This window comes from Streptomyces sp. CLV115 (assembly GCF_038448545.1).
Lineage (GTDB): Bacteria > Actinomycetota > Actinomycetes > Streptomycetales > Streptomycetaceae > Streptomyces > Streptomyces sanglieri.
Map to the genome: position 1 here is coordinate 1 of NZ_JBCEWQ010000173.1, position 17005 is coordinate 17005.

Genomic DNA, 17005 nt, shown 5'->3' on the forward strand with positions numbered 1-17005 from the left:
GCACGAACCGCTCATGCACAGCTTCCAGTTCACTCGCCCACAACCTGACATCAGCAAGGTCCCCACCCACAACCACACCAACGACCGACCTGGCCATCAGTCACGGCAAGCACCGTTGCAGTACTAGGGCCTGTCTCCTTGACCGTCCACGGGTTGAGGCGTTTGCGGGTGGTCCATGGTCGTGCCGTCAGGATTCCGCCCGAAGGCGGCCCCCAGAACGGCGGGGAGGTCTTCCTCAGAGACCGTGGTGCGCACGTACGCCAGAACCTGGGGAAATTCGTCGTCGATGACGCCCATGTGCTCCTGACGGAGTTGGTGGATGATCTCGACGAGCTCCGGTCTCAGCCGCATCCAGGCACGGGAGGTACGGATCTCTTCATCGACCTGGTGCATGAACCAGCGCATGACCTCGTACGGGACGTCGGTGTGCCCTGCGTGCGGGTTGAAGCACATTGTGGGTTCCCGTGCCGGATCCTCGTCGGGGACGATTGCCGTCACGAGCGTCCGTTGCCCGGCCACGAGATCCAGTTCCAGATACCAGGCGTCATCGGGCACGGAGTACATCGCGGTGATCGCGTAGTCGCCGTCGGGGTGTCGAAAGACCATTGCCGCATGCTGCCACGCTGGACTGAGAACGACCGGCGGGCTGGTTGGAACGGCGCTGTTCGTCAGGTGGTCGGCCCGGTGCGGAGCCGCCGTGCATCCCGCACGAGCGTGTACGAAGCGCTGAGGAAGATCACAGCTCCAGCCCCGATCCACAGGGCCGATGCCCCGGAACGGTACTCACGAACCGCGAGAATCAGCAGCACCATGCCGGCAAGGACGCCGAAGGCCGAGATCAGAGCACTGATGCGGTGAGTCACATGGACAGCATCAACGACAACCTCGGCCGGCGGAAGTGGTCCAAGCGAACCGGCCTGGTCGCAGTCATCAACGAGTGGATGTGCCCCGTTCGAGACCTGCCCTAGACCAGCCACTTGCCGTCGCGCATCAGGGTCCGTCCGGCCATCTCGGGAACCGTTCCCCACGCCTGCAGCACCTGCGGGGCGACCTGGAAGAACACGTACGAGGCGTGGTCCTCGCGAGGATCCCAGCGGCTCTTGGCGGCGAAGGCGTCGCCAACCTCGGCCGGAAGCTCCTCGCGGGTCAGCATGCGCGTGGTGCCGTGGATCAGGACCACGTCCCGGCTGTGGCCGAAGCTGAGCCGGACCCGGCCCGAGGAGCACAGGTTGCGCCCGGTCGGGTTGCTGTCGCGGGTAGACAGCCACACTGCCTCGCCGTCCCACCAGAAGGCCAGCGGAACGAGGCACGGCTCGCCGGTGGCGTCGGCCGTGGCGACCCATACGTCATTGTCCCGCACGAGCCGTTCAAGCGCCTCGCGCTTGCGCTGCTCCGAGCTACGGGGGCCGCTGGGATGAGAGTCAACTGCAGTCATGTGGGGAGGTTATGGTGTGCGGCGCCCTGCCACATCCGGCGGCGGAACTAGGCGCTGTTTCTCGGATCATGTCCGGAGTCAGATAGCGAGGGCTGCGAGTGTGACGGTGCCGAGGTAGATGTAGGCGCGCTTTTCGTAGCGGGTGGCAACAGCCCGGAAGCCTTTGAGGCGGTTGACGGCGCGTTCGACGGTGTTGCGTTTCTTGTAGCGCTCGCTGTCGAAACTGGTGGGTCGACCGCCTCGGGAACCTCGGTTCTTCCGATGCCTCTGCTGGTCGAGACGTTCGGGGATGGTGTGCCGGATTCCGCGTCGTCGCAGGTAGAGACGGTTCCGCCGGGACGTGTAGGCCTTGTCCGCCAGGACATGGCCGGGCCGGGTGCGAGGCCGGCCGACTCCGGTTCGGGACACCGAAACCTGCTCCAGCACCCGCTCGAGCTGGGGCCCGTCACCGTAGTGCCCGGGTGTCAGGACGAACGCGAGAGGCCGGCATCGCCCCTCGGCGGCGAGGTGGATCTTGGTGGTGAACCCTCCGCGGGAACGCCCCAGACACTCGCCGACCTGACCACCGCCTCCAGCCGGGCGGCCAGTTTCCGCAAGACCGGATCGGCCTGGTTCGTCCCCCGCCCGGCCCCCTTTTGAGGAACGGCGGCCGGGGCCGCTTTCCTCGCGCCGGCGGCGTGCTGATGGGCTCGCACCGCTGTCGAGTCCACCGACACGTCCCAGTCGATCGCGCCCACCGCGTCCTCGGCAGCCTGGATGCGAGACAGCAGCATCTGCCACGTTCCATCGGCTGACCAGCGGCGATGCCGCTTGTAGACCGTTTCCCACGGCCCGAACCGCTCCGGCAGATCCCGCCACTGCACGCCGGTCCGCACCCGGTAGAGAACCCCGTTGATGACCCGGCGGTGGTCGCTCCACCGACCTCCACGCGCACCACCAGGGGGTAAGAACGACTCCAGCCGATCCCACTCCGCATTCGTCAGATCACCACGGCCCATACAGTCAGCCTGTCCCCAACACCCCGACTGTGTCAGGAGATCCGAGAAACAGTGCCTAGGACGCCTTGGCGTCCCTTTCCAGGATCCCGCCGCGGACCGTGCTGCGGCAACGCCTCCGGGCCGGGCAAGCCTGCCGCACGGTGAGCTTGCCCAGGGTTCCCTTGGGCTTGCCCGGCACTCATGACCGGTCACATGCCCGCGGCCGTGACCGGTGACCAGCCGTGTGACCGATCCGGTCGCACCCATCAGCCAAACCGCACGTCAGCGGTGTGACCGATCCGTGCAACCCGGGTGTCCGGATCGGCCAGCCGGCCAGCTCCCCCGGCCAGGCGGAACTCCTGCGCCCCACCCGTGCAGTGCACGGGTGCCAGCTACTGGGTGGTGCAGTCGGGATCGGGGAGCTCCGGCGGGAAGTGCCGCTCCAGGATCTCCGCCCAGCGGTGGAGAACGACGAAGCCGGTGGTGTCGGCCTGCGCCTGGACCAGCTCGCTCAGGGCGTCGGCGAAGGGCTGGGCGGCGGTGTCGGCGGGCACTGCGGCGGCGGCTTTCCTGAGCCGCTCGTGCGCAGCGGGGAAGACGCCCCGGGCCCACGCGTCCTGCTCTTGGGCCCGCTTGCTTCCCTCCTCCATGTTGATCTGCCTGATCGTGAGCGCCGGGCAGTCGGGGGCGTGCCAGGTCTCGCTGGTCCCGCCGCCGGTCTTCACGTACGCGATGCGGGTGTTGTCAGGGCCCGGCAGGGCGAAGCAGTCGGTGCAGTCGACGCGTTCCGTCTCCGGCTTGTCGGTCATCGCGGGGCTCCCTTCGCTGGAGGTAGAGCCTGCCATCCCGATCAACGGGCGACCAGGGGTTTCCTCCACCGCAGCGGCCCGTTGGCCCCGGGGCTCGAAGCAGACCTCTTCCCCATGGCTATCGCGTGGGAAAGAGGTGTCCGCTCACGAGACCGGCTTGCCCGCCAGGGTTGACCTGCGAGAACAGGCGGTGTCCGATTTGGGTGGTCCACACCTTCGGTCACACCTGCGGTCCCCCGCTGAAAGCAACCGTCCAGCCAACGGTTCAGCCGCCGCTCGGTGCAACCCTCTCCGGGGCGAGCGCGGCCTCCAGGCGGTCCAGTCGTTCGTAGAGGGCGCGGACAAGGCGGGCGCGATTCTGGACGCAGTGCACGGTGCCCTCGAGCTTCGCGGACAGCCGGCCTTCCGCCTCGCGCAGGACGACGTCGGCGAGCGCCCGGGGCCCGCTGCTCTTGGGCAGCTGGCTCGCGCGGCGCCGGACGTCGGAGACAACGGCGCGGGCGTGGCCGGTCAGCTGGAGGCCGATCTGCTCGTAGTCGCGTTCCGCGAGCGTGCCCTCGCCGGTCCACGCGAGGACGGCCTTGACGAGGCACTCGTACGGTTCCCGGTCGAACGGAAGTTCCGCCTCGATGAGGCCGTCAGGGTCGTACAGGACCGTGTGTGTGCTGGTGTGCATGGCGGGCCTCGCTGCCGGGAGCGTCTCGTGCGGGTGGCCGGCGGTCACCGCTGGGTGTCCTCGCCGCCGGCTCCGTCGTCCTGGTCCTCGCTCTGCTGGGCGAGGAACCGGGCGAATCCGCGGTCCGCGCGGGCCAGCAGGGCCGGTGAGGGAATGCCGTAGGCGGGTGGCTGGAGGCCGCGGCCCTCCGAGGCCGGGGCGGTGGTGTCGGTTGCGCGCATGGGGCCCCGCCTCTCCGGCTGGTGGTCCGTCGGTGACTTCGACGCTACGCAGCGTTGGCGACGGACCTCAACGAGATTGCGAGTAATTGCGGCGGCTTCACTCCAGGGCGTCGATCGCGGTCCGGATCAGGTCGCGGGCCGCGTCGCCGTACACGGCCATCTCCGCGAGGCCGGTGAACGCCTTCAAGTAGTCGGCGATCTCGCGCGGCTGCGTCACCTTGATCTCCGCCGTCAGCGTCTCCACCACGGCCATGGTGTCGTCGTGGACGTAGAACGCCTCCAGCGGCCACACGGTGCGCTTCGCAGTGAACGGGATGATCCCCAGCGAGACCGAGGCGAGCGGCATCACGGCCAGGAGGTGGCGCAGTTGCCCGCGCATCGCCTCGGGGTCGGCCGTTTGGTAGCGCAGGACGGATTCCTCCATGAGGACGACGTAGCGGTGCCCGCCCTCGTAGAGGAAGCGGGAGCGGGCGACGCGTGCGGCGACCGCTTCGGCGACGTCGTCGGGGGTGCCCTGGAAGCGGGTGATCTGCTGCATGAGGGCGGTCGCGAACGCCGGTGTCTGGAGGAAGCCGGGAGGCAGGCTGGACAGGTAGACCCGGCAGTGGCGGGTCTGCTCGTGGAGGGTGTACCAGTCCTGCTGGACCTGGCGCATGCCGTTGCGGTGCAGGCGGCGCCACTCCAGGTACATCGAATCGACCGCGCGGGCGGTGGCGATGAGGTCATCGGCCTGGTCGTCCGCGCCGCACGCCGAACACCAGGTGCGGATGTCCGCGTCCGAGGGTGCGGCCGCGCCCTTCTGGATGCGGGTGGTCTTCGCGGGGTGCCAGCCGCACCGGGCGGAGAGTTCGCGTCCGGTGAGGCCGGCGTCCTTGCGCAGGTGCTGCAACCGGACGGCGAGCGCCTCGCGGGCCGCCTGAGCGCTGGACGAGGGGGAGGCGGTCGTCATGAGGTGCGTGGCCCTTGGGTTGTGCGTCGGTCAGATGCGGTAGTCGGCGTGGTCGGTGGCCAGGTCCCACACGGCGCGGAACGCCTCGGCACACAGCTTGACCGCCTGCGGGTCGTCGGTGTGGTCGGGATCGAGGGCCTGGCCACTGCCGGAGAACAGGTTCCAGCGCACGACCTGGTCGTCGATGAGCCAGAAGTCGTTGCCGGGCAGGGCGAGGGTGGAGGCGCGGCGGCGGGGCAGCCAGCGGACCTGTTCGCCGGCGCGGAGGTTGGCGTCGGTGATGGCGTGCTCGAAGCGGATGTAGTCGGTGACGGGCTCGGACACGATCCGGGCCCGGCGGACCTTCACCCCACGGGCGACGGTCCGCTCCACCAGCGGCAGCCACCCGCCCCAGAACTCCGAGTCGTCCGCGGGCACGCTCCCGTCCCGCAGGAACGCCTCGAAGACTTCCCGCTCCTCCCCCACGGCGTAGACGTCGCGGAGCTCCAGGTGCAGGGCGTGGGTCTGGGCGGAGTCGAGCAGGTCCTCAAAGCTGGGTGCCGGCGGCTTCTGCGGCATCGCACGCCTTCCTGATCTGCTCCACCATGCTGAGCGGGATCCGGACGATCCCCTCGTCGTCTGCGGGCGGACTGTCCTGACTGCAGGTGGCCCGGGTCGCCGCGTCGGCGAACTTGCCCTGCAGAACCAGTTCCGGGCCCTGGGCGGTGTCGGTGTCCACCCATACCGCAGGGCAGTTCCCTCCACCCGAGTTCGGGTCCGTGCCGAAGAAAAGTAACGCCATGATCCCCTCCGAAGCGAGCCGGTTGCGCGTAGTTGCGTGACGACCGTCCCGCGTCCTGCGCGCCCGGTCAATACCGCGGGCCGGCGGGCCATCGCCGTGCCATCCGGACGGGTGATTTTCCTTCGCGTACGCGGGCGCAGTCCTAGCAGTGCGCGTCCAACTTGCCTGTTTTCAGAAGATCTTGACAGTTTTTCATGCGTTCTGTCATGTTCTGTCCGCCACTTCCTGGCGAACGAGCGAGAGGTGATCTCATGCGACGAACCGAGTACGACGCGGGACAGACCGCCAAGCGCCTGAAGGTGCCCACAGCCGCCTTCCGATGGGCCTGGCACACCGGCCTGATCCCGGCCCCGGACGCGTCGGCGTCCCGGTGGTCCCGGGCCGCCGTGGAGGCGCTGGACGCCGGCGCCATCCGGGCCGCGATGCCCTCCCCGCCGATCTCCGGCGGCGCGGCGGCCGAACGGATCGCCGACGCGCTCGGCACCCCGAACGTGATCAGCGAGAAGGCGAGTGTGACGGCGTTCGTGGTGCGCCGGTTCGTCGACCGCGGCCTGCTGGTCGACCTGAGCGCGAACCCCGACGGGACGCTGCACCACCCCGACCAGGTCGCGGAGGTCTGCCGCCGCGAGGACCTGGCGGACCTGGTCGCCGCCGACACACCGCTCGGACCGGAGCAGGCCGCCGCCCGGCTCGGGGTGCGCCGTGCCGATTTCGACCACATGGTGCGGCTCGGCTGGGTCCGCTCTCCGCAGTCGATCGAGGTCCGCTTCGGCACCAGCCGGGCCGGGGCCGTCGACGTCGCGCTCTACACCACGGCCTCCGTCGACGCGGTCATCCCCGCCCACCCGGAGGTCGACTGGGAGCAGCTGCGCACGGTGGAGAAGGGCCGGCGCTCTCCGCTCGCGGCGCTGCGCCCGGACCCAGCGCCCATACCGGCGTAAACCTCCGACTTCCTTCCGCCCGCCCGCGTCCCACCGCCGCCCGGAAAGGCGGCCCGGGACGCGGGCGTTCTTCTTGCCAGCCGCTCAAGCTGCCCGGCAGCCAGCTCCCACAAGGGTCGGGCGAGCCCGGTCCCGTCGCGGTGGAAGCACCGGCCGCCTCCGGGCGTGCTGCGGGCACCGATGGTGCCGGCAGCATTCTGGAAGAGCCGGGTGAGGCCAGCCGTTGGTGTGCGCCGCGTGGATCGGCCGGCTCCTGGTCGTCCTCCGGCGGTGCGGCGGCCCGGAGGCCGCCGCCGGTTCCGCATCGGACCACTCGCTGGCTGGGGTCTCCTGGCTAGCTCTCGGAGGATTTCGCGGACGGCGGCAGGGCCATGTCGAGAAGCGCGTCGATGGTCTCCTTGCCGAGCGTGCTGTCGTGGTGGAGGGATCGGCGGATGAGTTGTCCGACGGTTTGCGGGTCCACGTCCAGCCGTGTGTGGGCGTCCAGGCAGATCTCGCTCAGGAGTCCTGCGGTGTGGTCCGGCTTTCGCTGGACGTACCAGTCGAAGACCTTGACCACGTCGCGGCGGAGGGTGCCGAGCCAGATTCCGCTCCTCCTCTTCTTGACGCGGGTGGCCAGATGGGAGAGCACGGCCTCGATCAGGGTCGTGCGCAGTGCCGACATGGGGACGATGCTTTCGGTTCCCACCGTGAGGGAGACCGCGGGCCACCAGGCGAGGGTCTTGGCTGCCTCCTCGGTCTGCTTCCCGTCGACGTGGATGACCTTGGTGAGGCGGTTGTGGTCGGCGACGAGTCCCTGGGGCTGCGGGGTGCCGAAGGAGGTGGTGGCGGAGAGGAGGGCGCGGGGACCGTGGTCGCGGTGATGCTGTTCGGCCCAGTCCCGGGCCACGGGCTGCGACCACAGAGGTCCGTTGGCGCCGTGGGCCTGTGGTCCGGGCATCTTGTGGTCCTCGTACTCCGGGACCGGTAGGTCGTCCTCAGCGATGTTCGCGATCTTCGCCAGCCCGGCGCGGTCCACCAGGAGGCCCGGCTCCAGCTCGGGGGCCTTCAGGTCGACGACGCACTCGTTCAACGGTCGTGCGTCCGGCACGCGCTGGCGGTGTTCCGACCACAGCGCCAGATGATCACGCCAGTTGGGCAGGGTCGTCTTGGGCGCGGTGAACCCGGCGATGGTGGCGACACTCGCCTTGCCCGGGTCGGCAGGGTGAACCAGGAGGTCCGCGGCCGTGACGGTGAGCGCGTCCTGGACGGGGCGGGCGTCGTAGCGTTCGTAGGCGCCGTCGAAGACCACGCCGGGCCGGTGCCAGGCGGTGCCGTCCCACCAGTAGCCGCCGTGCCGGTAGAGGAAGCCGGTGTGCCCGTACACCCAGTCGTGGTGGAGCCCGCTCCAGCTGCCGTCCGTGACCAGCACCACCGTGCGGCCGTGCTCGGGGTGGTAGTGAACGGCCCACGCGTACGCGCGGTTCTTCGGCTCGGTGGTGAACGCCACCCAGCCGCCTCCCGGTAAGGGGTCGGTGCGGCCCCACAGTCCCTCGCCCTGGTCCCGGCCGGTGCGCTCGATCGCGTCCGGATTGCCGAGTGGCAGCCGTTCGTCGTTGATGAACGGCAGACCCGGAACGGGATGATCGGTGCGAAGTCCGTTGGCCACCGGACGGAACTCAGCCAAGATCGTCTCTCCCTTGCGGCGTGAATCCCCGTACAGCACGGGGGTAGTCCTCGTATCTCTGCGGCAGCACCGGCTCTGCTAAACCGATCAGCGGACAGCGCGAACACGTCGTTGTTCGCGATGCTCGTCCTCGCCTCCGGCCGGGCCGCCTGTCCGGCCGGAGGCACAAGCCGCCCGGCTACCGGCGGCGCGTGATACCGAACCGGCCGCGGGGCCTGGCGGCCGGCGCTTCGGCCGCCGCGCGTTCGGCCTCCTCCGCCTGGCGGCGCGCGACGCGCTCAACCTCCGCGCGGTCGGCGGCCTCCGTCGCACACGGCCGGCACAGGTCGTCCCACTCCTTCGGCCATGAAGACCGCTTCACCATCTGCCAGCGTTCGTCGGTGAACCTCGCTCCGCAGCATGTGCACACCGGCCGCTGCGCCTCCCGCTCGGCAGCCTCGCGCTCCGTCTTCCGTCGCCGGGCCTGCTCCCACTGCACCGCGTACAGCCGGTCGCCATCGGGGTTGCCCAGGGCCTCGTCCAGCGTTTGCCACTCATCCCTGCCGAGCCGCCGCCACACCTTGCCGGCGGCCCCGGCCGGGTCGGCTGTGATCCGCTCCAGCTCGGTGACGACGACGGGCACCGCCTGGTGGTAGTCGACGGCCGTAATGCCCGCGCCCCTGCCCGGATACGGCTCCCCGGCGAAGTAGCGGCGGGTGGCCTGCTCCAGTCGCAGCATCCGGCTCTCGCGCTGCGCGGCGGTCTTCCCGGTGAACACGAACGCCACCGGCACATAGCCCTCGCGTCCGGTCGCCGGGTAGAGGCGTGACCACAGCCGGGAGTTGTGCACCGCCGTGCCTTGGGCCGCCTTCGCCTAGGTCGCGTCCGTCCTCGGCGCCAGAAGCTCGAACCACTCGGTGTAGCGGCGCAGCTTGTCCACCAGCTCGTCGACGGGCTCGTTGACGCGGTCGACCTCCAGGAGCATTGCGGGCACCCCGGCGTCCGGGGCACGCATGATCAGGTCGGCGTACTGGGTGTAGCCGTACGGGAGGCGGTGGGCGATCTCGGTCTGCCAGGACAGCGGGGTGCCGTAGCCGACCCCGGTGAGCACGGCGGCCGTGAGGGTGACAGCGGCGGCGTGTTCGTCGTACCCCTCTCCCGGGACCGGCCTGCCCATGGCGTCGTACTCCGGCTTGAGCAGCACGGAGACCCGTACGTTCCTCGGCAGCAACTGCTTGGCTTCCTTGCGGCCCTTCTCGGTGAGCACCCACAGCTTGTGTCCGGACTTCAGCCGCGTCACCACCCGGACCTTCCCGTCGCCCTTGAGAGCGTTGAGGGTGTCCCTCGTGATCCGGTCGTGTGAGTCTCCGGGGCGCAGCATCCGCCACAGGTGTTCAGCAGTAGCCCTCTGGAAGATCCCGAGAGCCTTCAGCACTTCCTTCTTCCGGGTGTGGGTTGGCTTCCATGTCTGCTTCAAAGACTTAGTAGTCACGCGGATAGGCGCGGTTGGGGGCATCGGCAACGGCACGGGCACGGGTCCCGGTGATCATGGAGTTGCGACGCTCTGTGATTACTGAGGAGACCTGTGTCCGTTCTGCCGTCGTGGCTGACTGAACCGCTCTGGGATCAGTTCGCGGCCCTGTTGCCTGTGCGGCCGGAGTATCACCCGGACCATCCACTCGGCTGCCACCGCAGGCGTATCAGCGACCGGGTCGTCTTCGACAAGGTGCTGCAACTGCTGCGTTTCGGCTGTTCTTACGAGGCGATCGCCGACACGACCTGCTCGGCGACCACGATCCGCAGCCGCCGCGACGAGTGGATACGACTGGGCGTTTTCGCCGAGCTCAAGCGGATCGCGCTGGAGTCCTACGACCGGATCGTCGGCCTCGTCCTGGACCGGATCGCCGTCGACGGCGCCATCACCAAGGCTCCCGGAGGCGGCGAAGCAGCCGGGCGTTCGCCGGTCGACCGCGGCAAACAGGGCCTGAAACGTTCTGGCATGACGGACGGTTACGGCATTCCACTGGGCAGGGTCCTGGCCGGAGCCAACCGACATGACTCCCCGCTGCTCGCTCCGACCCTGGACCTGCTGGACGACCTCGGACCCCTGCCCGACGACATCACCGTGCACCTGGACGCCGGCTACGCCTCCGACAAGACCCGCGCCCTGCTCGCCGAACGCGGCCTGCACGGCCGGATCGCGCACAAGGGCGAGAAGGCGCCGGTCCAGGCAGGTCAGAGGTGGCACGTGGAGCGTACCCACGCCTGGCAGAACGCCTTCCAGCGCCTGGCCCGCTGCTACGAGCGCCGGACCATCGTGATCAACGCGTTCTTCGATCTCGCCGACACCGTCATCACCGTACGCAGCCTGATCCGCCGGGCATGGACAACCCACCGCTGGGACGAACGCCCGGTCCGCCGCTCATGAGAACACTGTGTGGGACACGCCCCGGGGTGCACCGCGCGGTACCTGGTCAGCGGCGGGCCAGCACCGCCACCTCATGGCCGAACCCCACTACCGGTCGGCCATCCGAAGTGACAGCCACCGCGTGCACCTCCGCGGGGAACACCAACTTCGGTCCGGCCGGCCGGCCGGTGGTCAGGTCCCATACCCGCACCGTCTTGTCGACGCTGCCGGTGACGGCGACCGGGCGGCCGTCCACCACCCCCGTCGCCACCGCACCCACCGAGTCGGTGTGGCAGGTGAGGGGTTCGCCGATGGGCTGGCGGGTGGTCAGGTCCCACACCCGCACCGTCCCGTCCCCGCTGCCGGTGACGGCGACCGGGCGGCCGTCCACCACCCCCATCGCCATCCCGTACACCGGGCCGGTGTGAGTGCGCAGGGGTTCACCGATCTGCTCGCGGGTGGCCAGGTCCCACACCCGCACCATCCCTCCACCGTCGGTGAGGGTGACGGCGACAGGGCGGCCGTCCACCACCCCCGTCGCCACCGCCTCCACATCGCTGCGGAAGCGTTCTTGCAGGGGTTCGCCGATCTGCTCGCGGGTGGTCAGGTCCCACACCCACACCGTTCCGTCATAGTCGCCAGTAACGGCGACGGGGCAGCCGTCCACCACTGCCGTCGCCACCGCACGCACCCAGTTGGTGTGTTCGTGGAGGGGTTCGCCGACGGGCTGACCGGTGGTCAGGTCCCACACCCGCACCGTCTCATCGGCGCCGCCGGTGACGGCGACGGGGCAACCGTCCACCACCCCCGTCGCTACGCCAATCACCCCGAAGATGTGACCGGTGAGGGGCTGGCCGACCTGCCGACCGGTGGCCAGATCCCACACGCGCACCGTCTCGTCCCTGCTGCTGGTGACGGCGACCGGACGGCCCTCCACCACCCCCGTCGCTACTCCAACCACCGAGCTGGTGTGACCGGCGAGGGTCTGCCAGAGGCTGCGATCGACCATGCCGCCAGTCGCCCACTCCACCCCCCACTGCGCGGCGGGTTCGCCCTCCACCGGTACGGCGGTGATCCGCGCCGCCAGTCCTCGATCCCCGTACCGGGCGGCATCCAACGCCAGCAACTGCCTCCGTACCCCCGCGCCAGCATCACGGTGCAGGTGCGCCGACGCCCGGTACACCGCCCCCGCAAACCGCCCAGCAGGCCCCGAAGCCGCATCCACCAGCCCCAGCACCTCCTCCGGGTCGGCATTCACCAGAAACCCCGGATCCGCCAACCGCCCAACCGCGCCCGCAAGCACGGCCTCAACCCCGTCAACGTTCAGATCACCGGACATGCCCGCATCCAACCAGCCCACCACGCGACTGCGTAGCCAATTACGCAACGTTACTGACGAGCCCTCCAGCAGCCTCAGCAAACAAGACCCGCCCCAGACCCGCAGTCCGCCACCGCCTCACCAATTCGCGCGGGTTCTAAGTCCGGATGCTGGTCCTGCAGCAGGTTGCGGACCAGATCCTCGCTGATCTCAATCTCGGATTCGATCATGCGAAGTCACATTACTTGGCGCACGCGGAGGCGACCATGTTCCTTGGGGGATCCAGCCCCCGACTGGAATTCCGATCCCCTTCGAAGAACCGACCGCTAAGCACTGCAGGCTGCGGCGCTTCCACCAGTTGAGGCAGTGAAAGCGCTCCGCAGTGAACGCACGCTTGCTGGCCGCGGTCCCCATCGTGGCTGATGGGGCGCCGGTGGAGTGGGAACATGCGTCGGTGCGGCGTGTCGCGGTTTCCCATGAAATCCGGTGGAGTCTCAGCGGCCGGAAGTGGTTGGGTCCTGCTCAATGCTTCGCTGACACGGCCCGGCACAGTGCGAGGCGCAAGGTCTGAATCGCAGGCGCGGTCTAGCCCGCGTGTCGTCGAGTGATGGAGGTTATCGCGGTGGCTGGTTATGGGACGCTTTCCGACGTATACGAGTGGCTGATCGGCGACGACAGGTTGACCCCCGCCAAGGCAGCCGCGGTTTACTACAGCGATGTCGTGGGCTCTCTGCCGCCCAACGCGCGCGTCCTCGACTGCGCGTGTGGAACCGGCCAGCTCGCCGTCGGTCTCGCGAGTCTTGGCCTTGACGTGGTCGCCGCAGATGCCAGCAATGGGATGGTTCGCCGGACCGAGAAGGCCGCCGACGAGCAGGGCGTCTCGCTTCGAGCCCTCCGCGCGAGCTGGGACGAGCTGCCCGACCACCTGGAGGACTCCACGTTCGATCTGGTGTTCTGCGTTGGCAACTCGCTCGGGCACGCTGAGGGCGCAGCCGGGCGCCTGACCGCACTGGAAGCGATGTCGCGGCTGCTGAATCCGGGCGGGCGCCTTGTGCTCCACTCACGCAACTGGGAGCTCGTGCGCTCCGCCGGCTCACGGGTAGACGTCCGCGATCGACTCATCCGCCGCAACGATCGCGATGCGGTCGTCAGCTACTACTGGCAGATCGAGCAGCGCTGGGAGCAGGAACACTTGCTCGAGATCGTGGTCGCCCAGATCGAGCCGGATGGGGCAGTGCGAGCCTGCTCGGAGCGGTTGTCCATCTGGCCCTACCGGTACGAGGACCTTGTGGCGCAGTTGCGGAGTGTCGGGCTCACGGTGCAGTCCAGCACCTTCGACCCCGAGAGCGATGGATACCTGGTGGTCGCCAGCCGCGACCAGGCGCGAGGCACGTCTGAGCCGGCGCGCTGATCCGCCTTTCGTCGTTCTCGTTGCCGACCTGCCGGCGCGCGACCGCCTGTAGCGGGTTCTTTCGCGAAGTGTTCAGCGCTTGAAGCGGTTGCTGCGGGTGCGGTCCTCGCCGCGCTGGCTTCCGACCTGCGGACCGCGGCCTGCACGGCGTCCACCAAGGCATTCGTGATCCTGGACGGCACGCTGCTGCCGATCGACCGAATCGCGGCCGACCGGCCCTTCTGCTCTGGGAAACATGAGAAGCACGGCATGAACGTGCGGATCATCACCGATCCCGCCGGGCGACTGGTGTGGGTATCGCCTGCACTGCCCGGCGCGGTCCACGACATCAAGTCGCGCGAACCCACGGCATCATCGACGCCCTGGAGGAAGCCGAAGTGGAGTGCTGGGCCGACAAGGGTTACCGGGGCGCCGGCGGCACCGTACGGCTGCCCTATTGGGGTGGGAGACGTTTTCCGCAGGTCAGCAGGCTGTCAACTGCTCGCATGCAAGGATCCGTGCGCTCGTCGAGCAGGCCATGGCCACCCTCAAGAGCGCGGCTCCTGCGCAAGCTGCGATGTTCCACGACTCGCATCACCAGCCTGGTTCAGGCCGTCCTCACCCTGCATTCTGACCTGCTCAAACTGAGGTTGGAAACAGCTCAGTGAGACAACCGCGTTCATGGCCCCGCTGGGATTCGCTCGATGCGAACAGTAGAACTTGACAGGGAACGCCACCAACGTCGAAGAGGTCGTCAGGGTCGAGCTGGTGATGACGGCGAAGAAGTACGGTGTGCCGACGGTCGCGGTCGTCGTCTCCACGCCGCTGTCGTTCTTTGGGGGTTCTGAACCTGTGGCGTGACGTTGTTGGAGACCCTCTCGTTGGGAGCCGGAGGTCGGTTCTCAGGGGGTGCCGCTCTGTGGCCGGTCGTTGCACAGGTCTCAGAGCGAGAGGTGAAATGTGAGGGCTTTCCCGGTTCGGATGCCGTCCGGAACGCGGTACTGGACGGTCATCGATGACGGGTTGGATGTGGTGCGGCCAGCGGATCACTGGCTGCGCCATCTCCGCTTCGGTCAGCACCGCGCGGAGCTGACCACAAAGGCGTACGCCGGTGACGTCGCCCTGTATTTGAGTTGGTGCCGACGGACCGCGCGGGATTGGCGGGTAGCGGCCCAGGATCTGGGCCTGTACATGGTGTGGCTGAAGTAGGGCCTTGACCCCGGATTTTGAACACGTCTATGCGGCTTGGGCCAGGGTAGTTGCTGCTGGTTGGAGGGCGTTCTCGTAGGCGATCGGAGATCGCTGACCGAGGCGGGAGTGCCGGCGTCGGCTGTTGTATCGGGTCAGCCAGCGGAAGGCGTCGAGCCTGGCCTCATGCTCGCTCGACCAGCCCTTGCGGCCCTTGAGCGTTTCCCTTTTGAAAGCGGCGTTGAAGGACTCGGCTGCGGCGTTGTCCGCGCTGGACCCGACCGCGCCCATGCTCTGCCGGACCCCTGCTGACCTGCAGATTTCAGCGAAGGCCCTACTCGTATATTGCGAGCCGTGATCGGTGTGCATCACCGCTCCGGCCAGGCTCCCTCGGGTCCGCTCGGCTGCCGCCAGGGCATCGATGACGAGCGCGGTTCGCATGTGGTCGGCGATCGCCCACCCGGCCAGACGACGTGAGGCGAGGTCGATGACGGTCGCGAGGTAGAGCGGCTTCGCGCCGCTGACCGGCATGTATGTGATGTCGCCGACGTACTTCGTGTTCACCGCGGCCGCGGTGAAATCACGACCGATCAGATCCGGCACTTTTGGCGCGGCCTGGTCTGCGACGGTGGTCCGGTGACGGCGGCGCAAGCGGACACCCTCGACTCCGATGGCCCGCATGATCCTTGCGACCCGTTTGTGGTTGATGCGTTCGCCCTCGTCACGGAGCTCGGCGGTGATCCTGGGGGCTCCGTAGGTGCCGTCGGAGTCTTGATGGACCTTGCGTATCCGGGCCGCGAGCCCGGTTTCGGCGACCTGCCGGGCAACCCGTGCTGCCGCGGTGCGGCGCCAGTAGTAGAAGCTCGAGCGGGAGAGGCCGAGGATGTCGCAGAGCCGCTTCACGCCGAAACGGCGCTGGTGGTCATCAACGAACTGGCAGCGGTTCACCAGCGCGTCTCCGTCGCGAAATATCGGGCCGCCTTGCGGAGAATGTCGTGTTCTTCCTCCAGCTCGCGAATCCTCTTCCGTGCCGCGACCAGCTCCGCCTGAACGTCGTCACCGCCGGTCCGGGCAGCTGCCGGCGGTGCGGAGTCGGCACCGGGGCGCCGCCCGTCCGCGGCCCGGATCCAGTTCCGCAACGTCTCGGTGTTCACCCCGAGATCGCCTGCCACCGACTTGATCGTCACTCCCGGCCTCGACCGGTACAACGCGACCGCGTCCGCCTTGAACTCGGCGGGGTAATGTTTCATCCTCACGGGGACTCTGTTCTCCTGGACCATCAAGATCCAAGTCTCTCCGGTGTCCAAAATCCGGGGTCAAGGCCCAAGGTCGAGCCCGCCCTTCCTTCGCTCAGCGGCCGAACAGCCGCAGCAGCCGGGCTTGGCGGGCCTCCCCGGCCACGGGTGGAGCCCCTGGGGCGGCGAAGAAGCGGTGGGTAGTGCCGGCGGAGACAGGTGACTCCGCCAAGCCGGCGTAAATTTCGGCGAGGTGCTCTTCGATCCAGGCGACGAGCTCCGGATCGAGCTTCTCGGGAGCGTTGACGGCTCGGGCCAGGTCCCAGGTGTGAATGGTCGCGTCCGTGGTGCGGACTGCGAGGGCCTGTTCTCCGGTCACCGGGCCGAGAGGGTAGTCGAGAGTCTGCTGGAGGGCGCCCGGCCTCCGGAACGCCTCGGCGCACTCCCGCACCGACCGGATGTAGGCACCCACCGGATCGCTGCCCAGAGCGTCCTCGTCCCGGAGCCGGAGGAAGTCGGCGGCCGAGCCGCCGTCCAGCAGAGAGACGTAGTTGAGGTTTCCCCGGGTCATGTGGTTGACGAGGTGGCGTACGTCCCACTCTGCGCAGGGGGTGGGTACCGTCCACTGCTCGGCCCGTACCGCGCGCAGCTTGTGGGTGAACTCGGAACCGGAGAGTAGATAGCGGTCGATGATTCCAGCGAAGCGGTATGACATGGCCGCAGCGTAGAAGTGCAGAAGGCGACGTGCTGGCGGAAATCAGCCGCCGAGCCCCGGAGGCACGCCCGCCGGCCACTTGCCCGGAAGGCGGGTCTCCTGGACTGAGCCAGTAGGCAGTCACTTCTCGTCGACATGCACGGCCCCACTGATCAGCAAGTGACTCCGAAACCAGTCGACAAACGCTGTTCCTAAGGGCTGTCCCGCAATTCCTGGTGGAACAGCGTGCGGCGTCAGATGCGGTGCATCGCAAGGCGGAGGGACGTCCACATACTGGATGTATGTGGACGTTCCGACAACGCGGCGAGGTGCCGTAGC

Annotated in this window: 21 protein-coding genes and 1 pseudogene; 5 read left to right on the forward strand and 17 right to left on the reverse strand. The window is 68.5% G+C overall.

Translation table 11 applies throughout. The annotated features are described in order from the left end of the window. Positions 1–123 precede the first annotated feature (123 nt). The 10 genes from AADR41_RS35770 to AADR41_RS35815 all read right to left on the reverse strand — a co-directional run bounded on the left by AADR41_RS35770 (position 124) and on the right by AADR41_RS35815 (position 5785). On the reverse strand, positions 124–606 hold the full coding sequence (locus AADR41_RS35770) for a hypothetical protein (RefSeq protein WP_342286130.1): 483 nt from the start codon (positions 604–606) through the stop codon (positions 124–126). 62 nt (positions 607–668) lie between these two features. Continuing rightward, the gene (locus AADR41_RS35775; RefSeq protein WP_342286132.1) at positions 669–863 is read right to left on the reverse strand and encodes a hypothetical protein; all 195 of its coding nucleotides are present in this window, start codon (positions 861–863) and stop codon (positions 669–671) included. A 101-nt stretch (positions 864–964) separates the two neighbouring features. Beyond that, complete coding sequence (locus AADR41_RS35780) at positions 965–1435, reverse strand: pyridoxamine 5'-phosphate oxidase family protein (protein ID WP_342286133.1); 471 nt, start codon at positions 1433–1435, stop codon at positions 965–967. Positions 1436–1513: 78 nt separating this feature from the next. Then, positions 1514–2433, reverse strand: a protein-coding gene (locus AADR41_RS35785; protein ID WP_446751168.1) for an IS5 family transposase whose coding sequence is annotated in 2 segments (ribosomal slippage) — positions 1514–2055 and positions 2055–2433 — 921 coding nt in all. Because the reading frame shifts where the segments join, the coding sequence is not laid out codon by codon here. 371 nt (positions 2434–2804) lie between these two features. After that, on the reverse strand, positions 2805–3221 hold the full coding sequence (locus AADR41_RS35790) for a hypothetical protein (protein ID WP_342286134.1): 417 nt from the start codon (positions 3219–3221) through the stop codon (positions 2805–2807). 265 nt (positions 3222–3486) lie between these two features. Continuing rightward, the gene (locus tag AADR41_RS35795) at positions 3487–3897 is read right to left on the reverse strand and encodes a DUF6415 family natural product biosynthesis protein (protein ID WP_342286135.1); all 411 of its coding nucleotides are present in this window, start codon (positions 3895–3897) and stop codon (positions 3487–3489) included. A gap of 44 nt (positions 3898–3941) precedes the next feature. Then, the gene (locus AADR41_RS35800; RefSeq protein WP_342286136.1) at positions 3942–4118 is read right to left on the reverse strand and encodes a hypothetical protein; all 177 of its coding nucleotides are present in this window, start codon (positions 4116–4118) and stop codon (positions 3942–3944) included. 97 nt (positions 4119–4215) lie between these two features. Then, positions 4216–5067, reverse strand: coding sequence for a helix-turn-helix domain-containing protein (locus AADR41_RS35805; RefSeq protein WP_342286137.1), 852 nt, complete (start codon positions 5065–5067; stop codon positions 4216–4218). 30 nt (positions 5068–5097) lie between these two features. After that, positions 5098–5625: a DUF6879 family protein gene (locus AADR41_RS35810; protein ID WP_342286138.1), complete on the reverse strand. Its 528-nt coding sequence runs from the start codon at positions 5623–5625 to the stop codon at positions 5098–5100. Continuing rightward, positions 5594–5785: a hypothetical protein gene (locus AADR41_RS35815; RefSeq protein ID WP_342286139.1), complete on the reverse strand. Its 192-nt coding sequence runs from the start codon at positions 5783–5785 to the stop codon at positions 5594–5596. The genes AADR41_RS35810 and AADR41_RS35815 overlap by 32 nt, the downstream gene beginning before the upstream one ends. A gap of 314 nt (positions 5786–6099) precedes the next feature. On the opposite strand from AADR41_RS35815, the gene AADR41_RS35820 reads away from it, so the two are divergent. Then, positions 6100–6789, forward strand: a complete 690-nt coding sequence (locus AADR41_RS35820; protein WP_342286141.1) for a hypothetical protein — start codon at positions 6100–6102, stop codon at positions 6787–6789. A 334-nt stretch (positions 6790–7123) separates the two neighbouring features. Here the strand turns inward: AADR41_RS35820 and AADR41_RS35825 are convergent, their stop codons facing one another. From AADR41_RS35825 to AADR41_RS35835, 3 genes are all read right to left on the reverse strand, one after another. Continuing rightward, positions 7124–8455, reverse strand: coding sequence for a hypothetical protein (locus AADR41_RS35825; protein ID WP_342286143.1), 1332 nt, complete (start codon positions 8453–8455; stop codon positions 7124–7126). A gap of 178 nt (positions 8456–8633) precedes the next feature. Next, entirely contained in the window at positions 8634–9284 is a 651-nt protein-coding gene (locus AADR41_RS35830; protein WP_342286144.1) for a hypothetical protein, read from the reverse strand. Between the two features lie 24 nt (positions 9285–9308). After that, positions 9309–9869, reverse strand: a complete 561-nt coding sequence (locus tag AADR41_RS35835) for a replication-relaxation family protein (RefSeq protein ID WP_342286145.1) — start codon at positions 9867–9869, stop codon at positions 9309–9311. 150 nt (positions 9870–10019) lie between these two features. Between AADR41_RS35835 and AADR41_RS35840 the strand changes: the two genes are divergently transcribed. Continuing rightward, positions 10020–10862 (forward strand): IS5 family transposase, encoded by an 843-nt coding sequence (locus AADR41_RS35840; RefSeq protein ID WP_342286147.1) that lies wholly within the window; start codon positions 10020–10022, stop codon positions 10860–10862. A gap of 46 nt (positions 10863–10908) precedes the next feature. Here the strand turns inward: AADR41_RS35840 and AADR41_RS35845 are convergent, their stop codons facing one another. Together AADR41_RS35845 and AADR41_RS35850 are read right to left on the reverse strand one after the other, a co-directional pair. Continuing rightward, positions 10909–12261, reverse strand: a complete 1353-nt coding sequence (locus AADR41_RS35845) for a WD40 repeat domain-containing protein (RefSeq protein WP_342286149.1) — start codon at positions 12259–12261, stop codon at positions 10909–10911. Beyond that, positions 12255–12389, reverse strand: coding sequence for a hypothetical protein (locus tag AADR41_RS35850; RefSeq protein ID WP_342286151.1), 135 nt, complete (start codon positions 12387–12389; stop codon positions 12255–12257). The genes AADR41_RS35845 and AADR41_RS35850 overlap by 7 nt, the downstream gene beginning before the upstream one ends. Positions 12390–12766: 377 nt before the next feature. On the opposite strand from AADR41_RS35850, the gene AADR41_RS35855 reads away from it, so the two are divergent. From AADR41_RS35855 to AADR41_RS35865, 3 genes and pseudogenes are all read left to right on the forward strand, one after another. After that, complete coding sequence (locus AADR41_RS35855; protein WP_342286153.1) at positions 12767–13570, forward strand: class I SAM-dependent methyltransferase; 804 nt, start codon at positions 12767–12769, stop codon at positions 13568–13570. Positions 13571–13672: 102 nt separating this feature from the next. Further along, a pseudogene (locus AADR41_RS35860) lies at positions 13673–14217 on the forward strand (transposase family protein); the annotation flags it as partial. Between the two features lie 52 nt (positions 14218–14269). Then, complete coding sequence (locus AADR41_RS35865) at positions 14270–14410, forward strand: hypothetical protein (protein WP_342286155.1); 141 nt, start codon at positions 14270–14272, stop codon at positions 14408–14410. Positions 14411–14785: 375 nt separating this feature from the next. Here the strand turns inward: AADR41_RS35865 and AADR41_RS35870 are convergent. Continuing rightward, a protein-coding gene (locus tag AADR41_RS35870) for an IS3 family transposase (RefSeq protein WP_446751169.1) occupies positions 14786–16017 on the reverse strand; the annotation gives its coding sequence in 2 pieces (ribosomal slippage) (positions 14786–15699 and positions 15699–16017; 1233 coding nt in all). Between the two features lie 70 nt (positions 16018–16087). Continuing rightward, complete coding sequence (locus tag AADR41_RS35875; protein ID WP_342286156.1) at positions 16088–16687, reverse strand: TIGR03086 family metal-binding protein; 600 nt, start codon at positions 16685–16687, stop codon at positions 16088–16090. Positions 16688–17005 lie beyond the last annotated feature (318 nt).

Coding starts and splice junctions, on each gene's coding strand:
- AADR41_RS35770 (WP_342286130.1), bottom strand. CDS start 606: ATGGTCTTTCGACACCCCGACGGCGACTACGCGATCACCGCGATGTAC.
- AADR41_RS35780 (WP_342286133.1), bottom strand. CDS start 1,435: ATGACTGCAGTTGACTCTCATCCCAGCGGCCCCCGTAGCTCGGAGCAG.
- AADR41_RS35790 (WP_342286134.1), bottom strand. CDS start 3,221: ATGACCGACAAGCCGGAGACGGAACGCGTCGACTGCACCGACTGCTTC.
- AADR41_RS35795 (WP_342286135.1), bottom strand. CDS start 3,897: ATGCACACCAGCACACACACGGTCCTGTACGACCCTGACGGCCTCATC.
- AADR41_RS35800 (WP_342286136.1), bottom strand. CDS start 4,118: ATGCGCGCAACCGACACCACCGCCCCGGCCTCGGAGGGCCGCGGCCTC.
- AADR41_RS35805 (WP_342286137.1), bottom strand. CDS start 5,067: ATGACGACCGCCTCCCCCTCGTCCAGCGCTCAGGCGGCCCGCGAGGCG.
- AADR41_RS35810 (WP_342286138.1), bottom strand. CDS start 5,625: ATGCCGCAGAAGCCGCCGGCACCCAGCTTTGAGGACCTGCTCGACTCC.
- AADR41_RS35820 (WP_342286141.1), top strand. CDS start 6,100: ATGCGACGAACCGAGTACGACGCGGGACAGACCGCCAAGCGCCTGAAG.
- AADR41_RS35850 (WP_342286151.1), bottom strand. CDS start 12,389: ATGATCGAATCCGAGATTGAGATCAGCGAGGATCTGGTCCGCAACCTG.
- AADR41_RS35855 (WP_342286153.1), top strand. CDS start 12,767: ATGGAGGTTATCGCGGTGGCTGGTTATGGGACGCTTTCCGACGTATAC.
- AADR41_RS35875 (WP_342286156.1), bottom strand. CDS start 16,687: ATGTCATACCGCTTCGCTGGAATCATCGACCGCTATCTACTCTCCGGT.